Here is a 10,444-nt window from a genome sequence, read left to right on the forward strand (position 1 = left end):
AGAGCATTATGCCATCAAATAATAAGAATATGGTTATTTCTTTGGTCGTAACGCCAGATAAAGACAATCGATAATTTTATCTTGATAAAGAAGCAGTGCGTTTTTATCTTGGCTTATCTCAAAATAATCTTGAGTAAAAACAGCGCTGACACTGTTGGCAATAAACAGAATGATCATCTCAACAGTCATATCATCACGCAACTCCCCTTGCGCTTGTAGCATGTTAATGGCCTCTCCCCAATGGGTTGGCGAATAAAGAGGCGCGTCGATGCCAGCTAGTGTTTCTTTATCACGTTGTAAATGTTGCCAAAGCATCATTCTCACCAGTTCAGGATGTTGAGTATAAGTCGTGAATCTTCGTTCAATAATTTTGGTTAAAAAAACCGCTAACCCTGCGGAGACGTCTAAGGTTTCACCGGCGCTGTTAGGAGATATGAAGGCCGATTTTACACTTTTCCATAATACTTCTTTACTATAAAAATAATGAAAGATAAGTCCTTTAGTGACGCCTGCATTTTTAGCAATTTGACCGATAGAGGTGCCGTCAAAGCCTTTTTGTGAAAATAATTTTTTAGATTCATTTAAGATATTGTTTTTATTATTACTAATTTTACTATCGAGATGTTTATCATCTTTCATTATAAGAACCTTTATGGAACATAATAAAAGAGTATAGCAAAATTATTGACCTTTCGGTCAATATGGCGCAAGCTAGAGTTAACCGTTCGGTCAATATTGATGTCAAGATGACATCATCCCTGTTTAATGGAATGACAGTTGATGTGAATCGAGGATATATATTATGAAAGCCGAAGATATACTTGCAGACAATGAAAACTTTGTCGCGTTAGCAAATGGTGGGAAAATTAGAAAAGGCAGTATGGCTGCCTTTATTGCTAATATCGAGATAATTGACAATCAACCGATGGGATCACTTAAGTATCAAGAGGTCGTCGCGGATCTTAAAACGTTACTTCCTGTGTGTGAATCGGGGTTGCTTAAACACTTTGAGGTTAAGTCACCGCGTGTCAGAAATATTATTGAAACATATGGATCAAATAGCCGTGATTAACATGTTATTTTGATGATGCTCTGATTCATAACAGTAACTATTTTCGTTCACGCCATCACTTTATTTAGTCTAGGGTTCCAAAATGTACTTAGGTAGTTTGAGGCCGAAATGTGAATAGAATCAATCTTGAATGCCGCACTTTATTAACTCATTATCCTCTCGTTTTTTTTGTCTTATTCTATTAAGCTCTACTTGTGTACTTTAATGTTAAAATAGATATGATTCTATGTAATAGATCACTGAATATTTAAGCAAGCTGTTCATTAAGGTTGTTATTATATTTCGGGTGATAATGACTATATTTGTATTGGTTTTATATTGTCAGGAGATATTCAGTTAACTCAATACTGATTAAAATTAAAATTAAAATTAAAATTAAAATTAAAATTAAAATTAAAATTAAAATTAAATGTAAGTGTTTATTATTAATAATGGTAATGACTTTATTAACGTCACTCAAAGTCAATTAACTATTTGCTAACCTCTCTAACTGACTGTAATTAAGTTGCTTTATTTTTTGTTACGTTCCTGGTATTAATGTGTGAACCTATGTAGAGTTAATTTTTTTGATAAGATGAATAAAAGTTTATCATTATTTGTTGTATTGTGTTTTATAAGGTTTTAATTATTGAATCAATTTCCATTCTTAATAGATGTATAGGTTTTTTTCGCTTGAGGTTTTAGATTGATTGAAATAAGTTTGTATTAACTTAAGGGGTTAAGTTTTATTTTATATGACCACTTATTTGTCTTGCCGAATATAAATGCTAAGGAAAACTTATATTCATAACGTTGAGTATGATCCAATTGATCGTATAAGGAAAAATAATGAGTGGTGTCAATAATGACTTACAAACATTTACCAATAATTTAACCCAGACTGGGAATGATTCTACTGCGAAGAAACAACCGGCAGGCTCAAAGTTTAGAGTGAATAATGTGGTTGGTTATGTGGTGGGCTCTCAAACTTATATCACTCTGGGTGGCGGAGCCAATTTTTGTGCGGGAGCGAGAAATGGCGTGGTAATAGGCACTGAAGCATCAGCGAGTTTAGCTCCTATGATCCCTAGCATGACGATGTCATTAGCAGAGCAAAAGATTGGTGGGGATTTTCGTGAAATCAAAGTCGGTTCTCAGAAAGTTTCTGCAGCAGAGGAGAAAGCGATAGCAGAAAATATGAAAGTGTGTGTTTCTGAAATACTTATGATTTTCAATAAGTTTCAGACAATTGTTAAAAACAATGAAACATCGATAAGTCAAATAGATGCCTTGGATGATAGCATTAAATCTGTTGGTGTGAGATCTGATAACGTGGTATTGGAAGCTCGTCAGTTAACATCCAATATAGAGGATACAGCTAATAATCAAAACACAGTAAACAGTAATATTGAGCAATTAAATACTCAAATTGATAATGCAATTAATACTATTGAAAATATAGATTCTGAGTTGAGCACGGCTATTTCTCGTGTTGCTGTGGCGGGGATGCATTTCCATAACTAATGATATGAGTAGGAGATAATTATGGGATATTCACAAGGGGTAGATGAAACAGGATCCAATAGTGCTCAGGTTAAATCGAAAACCATTAATGGCATTAAATTTACCACAAATAATTTCTATTCAGTGACTTATGGAACAAAAAACTATGTGACATTAGGGGCTTATAGTTCAGGCACTTTAGGCGCTGAAGCGGGAATATCGGTGACGGCTTCGTTGAATTTATATACTTTTTTAAGGCTATCATTATCCTTGTGGAAGTTTGGAACGACCAATGATTATTTAGAAGTGAGGGCGACAATAAAACAAGAAGCAGTGGCAGATAAAAAAGAGGCTACAGCTAAAACCAGTAAAGCTATTTTTCAACAATGGGAGACGGTTTCGGCTAAAGTAACGAATATTTTTGCCATCACAAATGTGAATGGAAACCGTTTGCAAAGTATAGTCAGCCATCAACAACAAGTATTGAATAAAGCCAATGTGGCGAGGACTAACATCAGTACCACGGCAACGGCCAATCAATTTATCTCAGGTTTGCAGCGACAAGTTAGTCAAAAAGCACGAAGTGTGATCAATCAAACGAGTATTGTGCAAAGTCAACTCGATAAAACCAGTAGCGTTATTACTGCAGCGAATGTTGGCAGTATTACGTGTTCAAATCTTATGATGCTGTAATTGACTATGAAATAAGGAGAATAGGATGCCAACAGCAACCGATGGTACCGATCCAGATAAAGGCAGCCCAACGAGTATTCAGCCCGGAAAAGAAGGCTCTCAATCGGGTTATAACAACACCAATAATTTTGCCGGCATTAAAGGCTGGAAAATGAGTGTGAAAACCGCTTATAAATTTACCCCAGGTTCGGTAAGTTGGCTTTGTTCAGGCGGCAGCTGGTGGGCGGCAGTTGGTATAAAATCGAATGTGGTGGTGGGGGCGAAAACGGGTATTAATGTAGGGGGGCAGTTTGGTTTTTCGGTTAAAAAAGTGTCTTATAGTAACAATTTTTTAGGGATTAATGTCCAAAAGTGCACCGTAAAAGGTCAAGAAACAGCGTTAAAAGCGTTAAATCAAGAAGCGATAATCACTTCATGGGAAGACTTTGTCAGTAAACTCGATACAGAGACTGAAACGGCAATCTTGATGAGTCAAAATATGGCGTTGAGAAGTAATGAAGTAAAAATTGCTGAAAATCAAATTGACTCTGCTGTGGCGAAAAATACGCAAGGTCTTAACCGATTAGAAGCCATTACCAGTGAGCTGGTGACAGGTGGTAATCATATCAACAATAAAAGTCTTGAGATGAAAGCGGTGACGTCAGCGAGTGAAGTCTTAACCAATAAAGTCAAGACGACAACGATATCCATGCTAGCGGCGAATTTAACCACGTTTGCATAATTTGTCTTAAGTGAAACTTTACCTTGCAATGCCGTTGGAGGCAGGATGCGGATAATTAAAAGTAATGATCATGGTATTTTATTGGTGCCGTTTGATTTAAAAGGGCAGCCTCATCTTGCTGTAACCATGATATTGGGATTTGACTTGATTCATCCCAGTCAAACAATTAGCGAGCAAAAACTTTGGCAGTGGATTAATGACAGTTTAAAGGGGCAAGTGTTTGATACCGGGATGCCTAAATTAAAGGCCGAGTGGTTAGTATCAGGCCATGCTTACAGTGGAGAAACCGCTCGTCAACACGTGAGAGTCTCGGTGTCGTTAGCGGAACAAGAAAAAACCTTAGATGTATACGGACAGCGTTATTGGATAGTGGATAAAGATAAACTTGTTCCTTCAGAGCCTGAGTTTTTCACTCAAATGCCATTGACGTGGGAGCTGACTTGGGGAGGAGAACAGGTAGCTGAAAATACCTTAGGATGTAATGATATATTTGAAAATGCCTCATTACCCTCCATCTTTTATGCCAATAGAAGTGAAACTCATGATTTGACTCAGGCGGAACAACAATCCGCTTCTTTTCTTCCTCTGGCGATTGAACATCCTGTTAGAAAAGAGTGTATGGGCACTTATGATGAAATTTGGTTTCGAGAACAATGGCCAAACTTCCCCCCAGATTTCGATTGGCATTTTTTTAACCAAGCCCCAAAAGATCAGTGGCACAGTGATTATTTTTTGGGTGGAGAGTTCTATAGTGTCATTAATTTGAATCCTGATCATGAGTCGATTACTGGGAATTTGCCTTATTATCAGCCGCGTGCATTTATTCGTCAGCAAATTAACAATAACGTACATCAATATGCGAATGATGAAGCAGAGAAAGTGAATTCGGACATAGAATATAAAGTCACAGAGGTTTTATTACGCAATGATACTGTGTGGTTTTTCCCCGAGAATCAATTAGGTATTCGTATTTTTCGTGGTAGTGTGCCTGTGATTGATGAGGAAGCTTTGGATGTGACAGATGTGTTATTAGTGACAGAGGAGGTGGGGAGCAAACCAAAAACACTGGAACATTATGCTCATTATATTGATACTTACCAGATCACCAAAGAGTACGAACCTGAAGGGATCACTCAAGCCAAAGACAAAATGCAATTGATGTTGGCAGAGTTAGCACAGGCGAAAAAAAACCTATTGGACTTACCCAGTTATTTTAAATTTAAACAGGCGCAATTAACCAATAAAATCCCTGCACCCAGTATGACGCCGAGTATGTTATTGCAATCGTTGCCTACTAAACTCGATGCTAATATCGCCAAACTTGAAAAATTTAAAACGCAATTATTAGGCTTACCTGTACCCAAATCGGCTTTTAATGAAATCGAAAAGAGCATTACTAATCTAAAACAATCAAAGTTAAATTTTATTAATTTAGAAAAATCTTATCAGGATGCAAATCAACAAGTCATTAAGCAAGCGAAATCGATACCGTTGCCCTCGATCCCCACATCAGAATCCCCTGAGATTAAACGACAATATAATGAAGCTGTTCAAAAAGTCAAAGCGACTATTACGTCTTTTGAGCCAAACTTAAGTGATAAACCTTGGCATGATAAGGCGAGTCAAACGATTGCATTAGCTCAGCTTAACTTGGAACGTTATAGCCCAAAGCTTAAAGGTTTTGGCTTTCGAAATATCGCTATCAAAAAACATATGTTGGTTTACATTCATGAACGGTATATTTTTTCGGGGAAAGACTGGGGCTTGAAAAATATAGAGGCCGTGTGTGTTCCTCAAGGTTGGCTACTTCCTGAATATCATGATGCTCACTTTGTTTCATTAACCAGCAGAGTAGACTTATTTGAAGGTTCTTGTAGTCAACTAATTGAAGGTAGTGAGCCTAAGCTCTGGTATTCAGAGTTAGTAGTGGGTCAAGCTGTTCTTTTATGTCAAGACAAAGCCATTGCTTGGTTACTGGCTCAAGACTTGAGCCCCTATACCAATGTGATAGAAATGTCTTCACCTAAGGAAGCATTATCTGATGAGGCTCAACAAGCGTTAGATAAAGCGAGTCAGGTTTTTATTTTCATGCAAGGAATCGATGAGTTAGATGAATGGAAGCAGGCTTTTCTTTATGCAGAATTGATTCACTTAAAAGATGAAGTACCGATCCAAGATGCTTATAAAGAGGGGCTTGATTTAGTGGATTGGTTTTTGCCTTACTTGAAGCCTAATGAAAGTGATATTGTCCCTAGCAGCTTGACAGTAAGTCAAAAAGCGAAGCAACAAGCGAAATTATATTTACCTAATATCAATATTCAGAAAATGGTTGACGATCAATATCAATCCAGCTTATCGAATATGGGAGTCAAACCGGGGCAAACAATAGCGCAGGCTGTTACAGCAAAATTCATGGAAGGTAAAAAAACCATTATTGAGGGTTTTCCGAGCCCAAGTATGCAGCAAAAATTACAAGATACAGTGAAAGTGAATTTACCGCAATCAAGTAAGGAACCTTTTAGTGAGACGATAAAAAAAGCGTCTGACAATTTAAATAATGTGCTAGAAGTGAGTAAGCGCAATCTTCACGAGCCTGCTACATTAGATAAAATAACTCAGGGAGGGAATATATTACAGTCAGGTATGGATGAACTCGCTGACTTTATTAAAGAGTCAGACGCTAAAATGGCCGCTGCGGACGTCTCTGTTGATAAAGACATTCCACCTTTGAGTCCCTTAACAAGAGAGGAGGTTATTCAGTATAAAAACAATAATGTATGCCTTTCAGAGAAAGACTTATCTGGGCTTGATTTATCAGGTTTAGATCTTGCTGACGTTGATTTTTCTAAATCGATTATGTCAGAGGCCAATTTAACCAATACTGATGTCAGTAATGCTCAGTTTAATGGTGTCATTGGTGATGGGATTATTTTAGATGCTGCGACGGCGGTGGGAGCGTGTTTTGATAAAGCCATGTTAGTGGATGCCAGCTTTAAAGAGGCTGACTTATCTCAATCGCGGTTTTTTAATACTATGGCATCAGGGGCAAACTTTGATCGCACTGTGTTTAAAAATGCGTATCTACATAAAATATCCGCTATTGAAGCAAGTTTTGTTGGAAGTGATTTACAAGGTAGTGACCTATCTAAAGGAATATTCTTAAATGCGGTGTTTGATGATGCATGTCTAGCGAAAATTAATGGCACCAAAATGAAAGCGTTTCAAGCCTCTGCGATTAATAGTCAATGGCATGGTGCGACGTTAACCAAAGCGTTGTTTTGGGAAGCTGAGTTGGATAATGCCAATCTATCTTCGATTGATGCGGTGAATGCCCGTTTTGCTAAAGCAAAATTGAATCATGCTAATTTAAGTGGGTCCCATTTAATGAAAGCAAATTTTTCCGAATCTGAATTATTTCAAGCTGATTTAAGTGAGAGTAATTTGGAGTCAAGTTGCTTTAATCAAACCTTAGCTAAAGAAGCGAACTTTGAAGCCGTCAATTTAAAACGAGCACAATGCATGAGAAGTGATTTTTCTTTGGTTAACTTTAATGGTAGTAATGCCATGCAAGCCAATTTTATGCGTTCTACCTTAACGTCTTCCCAGTTGAAATACCTTAATTTATATAATGCCGATCTTTATAAAGTGACATTAGGTAACAATTTGATCAAAGGCTGTAACTTTAAGGGGACATTACTTGCTAATAAGGAGGATTATATTAATGAATAAGGTTGAATTTACTGATGCATTAGAAAGTCATTTTTCCTTTGAAAATGAAAGTTTTAATGAAGAGGATTTATCTGCTATGAGTGTGCAGCAGTTATTTTTTACTGATTGCCAATTTAGCAACGTGGATTTCTCTCACGACAAACTTAACCGAATTCGATTTGTTAATTGTCAATTTTCTCATGTTACGTTTAATGAAGCATCGCTTATTATGGTTGAATTTAGTCAGTGTCAGTTTAGCCAAGTAACATTGATTGCAACGGTTTTAGAGCAAGTGGCTTTCACTGAATGTGAATTAGACAACGTGAATTTTTCAACGTCTCAGCAAAACCTCTGTACTTATAAAGAATTGAATTACAAAGGGGTTAGTTTTGATGGCGCGACATTAACCATGTTGGTTAAAATGAAGTCGACACTCGTGGATGTGAGCTTTATTAAAACACAATTTCATAAGTTTGTTGCTAATGATATTACGATATCAGACAGTCATTTTGATCATGCGGTAATGGAAAAATCGTCATTATCCAACACCGTATTAAAGGGCAACACTTTCAATGCTATTAACTTTTATGCGGTTCAATTAAACGCTTGTGAACTTCAAAATATCGATCTTAGTCATTGCCGAATTGAGAGCTGCTATTTCATTGATAGTCAGTTGGAAAAAGCCTGTTTAGTGGGCGTTCAAGCCCTCTATAGTGTCTTTAAAGGGGCTGATCTCAGTGAGGCCGATTTGAGTCGATCGATATTGTTGGGTTGTAATTTTGAGGGGGCGATTGTGAATAAAGCCAAGCTGTCAAAGGCTGAACTGTCTCAATCAACTTGGGTGGGAGCGGAAGCCAGAGAGTCTAATTTTGACAATGTTAATGCCCAATACGTCGATTTTTCTCATGCTGATCTAACAGGGGCTTCTTTCTATCAGGCCAATGTGTTGTCCTCAAAATTTCATTTAACGACAATGGATAATATCAATTGGTTCGATGCCAATCGATTAGGGATCACGGGCACAAATGCCGAACTTGCAGAAGCTGAATTATGGCGGATAAGGAAAATAGTATGAGTGTTTTATCGAAGCACGCCCCGATGAGTGTTCATGACAATATCACCTTAAAAGGCATTATCGTTCAAGTCATAGAAGAGATTAATGGCGTAAAGTCTCGCGATTACGAAGTGATGATTAATGAACGGACTTATGCAGTGACATTAGCCAGTGGTTGCTTGCTCGAGCCTGCGGAGCAAGATATTTGTATGGTTTATTTTGATGAACAACATCAAGGATGGATCACCTCAGTGTTAATTCAACAGGATCCATCTATACAGATATTGAAGCATTACGGAGATTTACTGTTAATGGCGAAAGGGGACTTACATTTTAAAGGGAAAGATATTGTCTCTGATGCGCATGAGAGTGTGTCTATGTCTAATAAAGACATGTATGTGTATTCACAACGCATTAAATTTAAAAGTGATCTTGCGCTAGCAACCACAGAGCGGACACAATTATCAATAAGATCATTGCATTTGAATGTCTGCGGTAAAGCTGAATCTGTGGTGCAATCATTAAAGCAGGTTTTACAAAAAAGCTTTCGAACGATTAGAGATCATGATGAAAAACAGAGTGAAAGTGCCTATCATCATGTTGATGGGAATATAGAGGTCCATGCTGACAATAGCATGACCTACGGTAAAGATAACATGGTATTAGAGGCTGAAAAAATTCATCTTGGTTAATAATAACAGATGAAACACGATGCGTAATTAAATGTTATTGTTTTTAATGTGTTCTGTTTGGGGCTTTAATGTACATGGATGTGTGTTTTATGTTTAATAAGTTCGATTGCTATTTTTGCATCTCCTTTCTGCATTTATTTTAATACATTATTAAATCTAACTTTAATTGAATTTACATTTATTTTCGAAACACAACTCTTCATTAATGTTTGTTTATTAGCCGCTTTTTTGTATACCTCTTGTCAGTAACTATGATATTTAAAATGGGTATGAATGATTATTTGTTAATCTGATAATGGATAAGCTAATCAGTGAGGGAGGGGTTATGCTGACTCTTCTACACAAATCTGAAGCACAATGAACTTTATTAATAATCGATGATCAAAGCAGATAACTCAATCAACCTGCAGATTAAGAATGTCTATTTTCAACGCAGAGCAATGGTCATACAATCACTTTAAAAACGGTTCCTTTGGTGACTCGCGTCGCACAGACTGTGTAATAGAAGTCGCTGCAGATATGGCCCGTTGTAATGGTAAGTCTATCGCTTTATCATGTCGAGGTAATGAGGCTAAAGTTGAAGGCGCTTATCGATTGATACGTAACGACAATATTTCTCCAGAAATGATTAGAGCGTCTGGTTTTCATCATACTGCAGAGCTTGCCCAGCCCTATGCAGAGATATTAGCCATAGATGACACCATGGCATTGAGTTACAAGCATCAAGTAGCAGAAAAACTGGGCAAACTCGGTACCATTACAGATAAATCACGTGGGTTCATTCAACACTTCTATTAGACAGCTTTACAACTCAGAGAGCTATAGTCGTTTCTGGTGTATGAGGATAAAGCATTGCGATGTAACCTGTTAATTGATCTTGGCCGATCAACAATTAACAAAAGGAACATCGTAATGACTAAAAATGATAATGTTATTTCTATTGAGACACCAGTCAATCCGTTAGAAGAGCTATTAAAAAAAGGGGCACAAGCGTTATTAGCTCAAGCCATTGAAACTGAACT

9 protein-coding genes are annotated in these 10,444 nt (G+C 37.2%); 8 read left to right on the plus strand and 1 reads right to left on the minus strand.

What is annotated here, in order from left to right:
* Nucleotides 1–33: 33 nt before the first annotated feature.
* Nucleotides 34–639 (minus strand): TetR/AcrR family transcriptional regulator, encoded by a 606-nt coding sequence (locus tag L2764_RS16195; protein ID WP_248941303.1) that lies wholly within the window; start codon nucleotides 637–639, stop codon nucleotides 34–36.
* 163 nt (nucleotides 640–802) lie between these two features.
* On the opposite strand from L2764_RS16195, the gene L2764_RS16200 reads away from it, so the two are divergent.
* The 8 genes from L2764_RS16200 to L2764_RS16235 all read left to right on the plus strand — a co-directional run bounded on the left by L2764_RS16200 (nucleotide 803) and on the right by L2764_RS16235 (nucleotide 10,220).
* Nucleotides 803–1,072: a hypothetical protein gene (locus tag L2764_RS16200; RefSeq protein WP_248941304.1), complete on the plus strand. Its 270-nt coding sequence runs from the start codon at nucleotides 803–805 to the stop codon at nucleotides 1,070–1,072.
* An 828-nt stretch (nucleotides 1,073–1,900) separates the two neighbouring features.
* Nucleotides 1,901–2,575 carry a hypothetical protein gene (locus L2764_RS16205; protein ID WP_248941305.1) on the plus strand — a complete coding sequence of 225 codons (675 nt, stop codon included), beginning with the start codon at nucleotides 1,901–1,903 and terminating at the stop codon, nucleotides 2,573–2,575.
* 21 nt (nucleotides 2,576–2,596) lie between these two features.
* Nucleotides 2,597–3,247 carry a hypothetical protein gene (locus tag L2764_RS16210; protein WP_248941306.1) on the plus strand — a complete coding sequence of 217 codons (651 nt, stop codon included), beginning with the start codon at nucleotides 2,597–2,599 and terminating at the stop codon, nucleotides 3,245–3,247.
* Between the two features lie 25 nt (nucleotides 3,248–3,272).
* On the plus strand, nucleotides 3,273–3,968 hold the full coding sequence (locus L2764_RS16215; RefSeq protein ID WP_248941307.1) for a hypothetical protein: 696 nt from the start codon (nucleotides 3,273–3,275) through the stop codon (nucleotides 3,966–3,968).
* Between the two features lie 45 nt (nucleotides 3,969–4,013).
* Entirely contained in the window at nucleotides 4,014–7,697 is a 3,684-nt protein-coding gene (locus L2764_RS16220; protein WP_248941308.1) for a DUF2169 family type VI secretion system accessory protein, read from the plus strand.
* Nucleotides 7,690–8,751 carry a pentapeptide repeat-containing protein gene (locus tag L2764_RS16225; protein ID WP_248941309.1) on the plus strand — a complete coding sequence of 354 codons (1,062 nt, stop codon included), beginning with the start codon at nucleotides 7,690–7,692 and terminating at the stop codon, nucleotides 8,749–8,751. Before L2764_RS16220 ends, L2764_RS16225 begins: the two co-directional genes overlap by 8 nt.
* Nucleotides 8,748–9,422 (plus strand): DUF3540 domain-containing protein, encoded by a 675-nt coding sequence (locus L2764_RS16230; RefSeq protein WP_248941310.1) that lies wholly within the window; start codon nucleotides 8,748–8,750, stop codon nucleotides 9,420–9,422. The genes L2764_RS16225 and L2764_RS16230 overlap by 4 nt, the downstream gene beginning before the upstream one ends.
* Before the next feature lie 417 nt (nucleotides 9,423–9,839).
* Nucleotides 9,840–10,220 carry a transposase DNA-binding-containing protein gene (locus L2764_RS16235; RefSeq protein ID WP_248941311.1) on the plus strand — a complete coding sequence of 127 codons (381 nt, stop codon included), beginning with the start codon at nucleotides 9,840–9,842 and terminating at the stop codon, nucleotides 10,218–10,220.
* Nucleotides 10,221–10,444: the final 224 nt, after the last annotated feature.

Source organism: Shewanella surugensis (genome assembly GCF_023284005.1).
Lineage (GTDB): Bacteria > Pseudomonadota > Gammaproteobacteria > Enterobacterales > Shewanellaceae > Shewanella > Shewanella surugensis.

Bases quoted from the DNA above. Each gene is read 5' to 3' on its own strand.
- L2764_RS16195 (WP_248941303.1), bottom strand. From the start codon at position 639: ATGAAAGATGATAAACATCTCGATAGTAAAATTAGTAATAATAAAAAC.
- L2764_RS16200 (WP_248941304.1), top strand. From the start codon at position 803: ATGAAAGCCGAAGATATACTTGCAGACAATGAAAACTTTGTCGCGTTA.
- L2764_RS16205 (WP_248941305.1), top strand. From the start codon at position 1,901: ATGAGTGGTGTCAATAATGACTTACAAACATTTACCAATAATTTAACC.
- L2764_RS16210 (WP_248941306.1), top strand. From the start codon at position 2,597: ATGGGATATTCACAAGGGGTAGATGAAACAGGATCCAATAGTGCTCAG.
- L2764_RS16215 (WP_248941307.1), top strand. From the start codon at position 3,273: ATGCCAACAGCAACCGATGGTACCGATCCAGATAAAGGCAGCCCAACG.
- L2764_RS16220 (WP_248941308.1), top strand. From the start codon at position 4,014: ATGCGGATAATTAAAAGTAATGATCATGGTATTTTATTGGTGCCGTTT.
- L2764_RS16225 (WP_248941309.1), top strand. From the start codon at position 7,690: ATGAATAAGGTTGAATTTACTGATGCATTAGAAAGTCATTTTTCCTTT.
- L2764_RS16230 (WP_248941310.1), top strand. From the start codon at position 8,748: ATGAGTGTTTTATCGAAGCACGCCCCGATGAGTGTTCATGACAATATC.
- L2764_RS16235 (WP_248941311.1), top strand. From the start codon at position 9,840: ATGTCTATTTTCAACGCAGAGCAATGGTCATACAATCACTTTAAAAAC.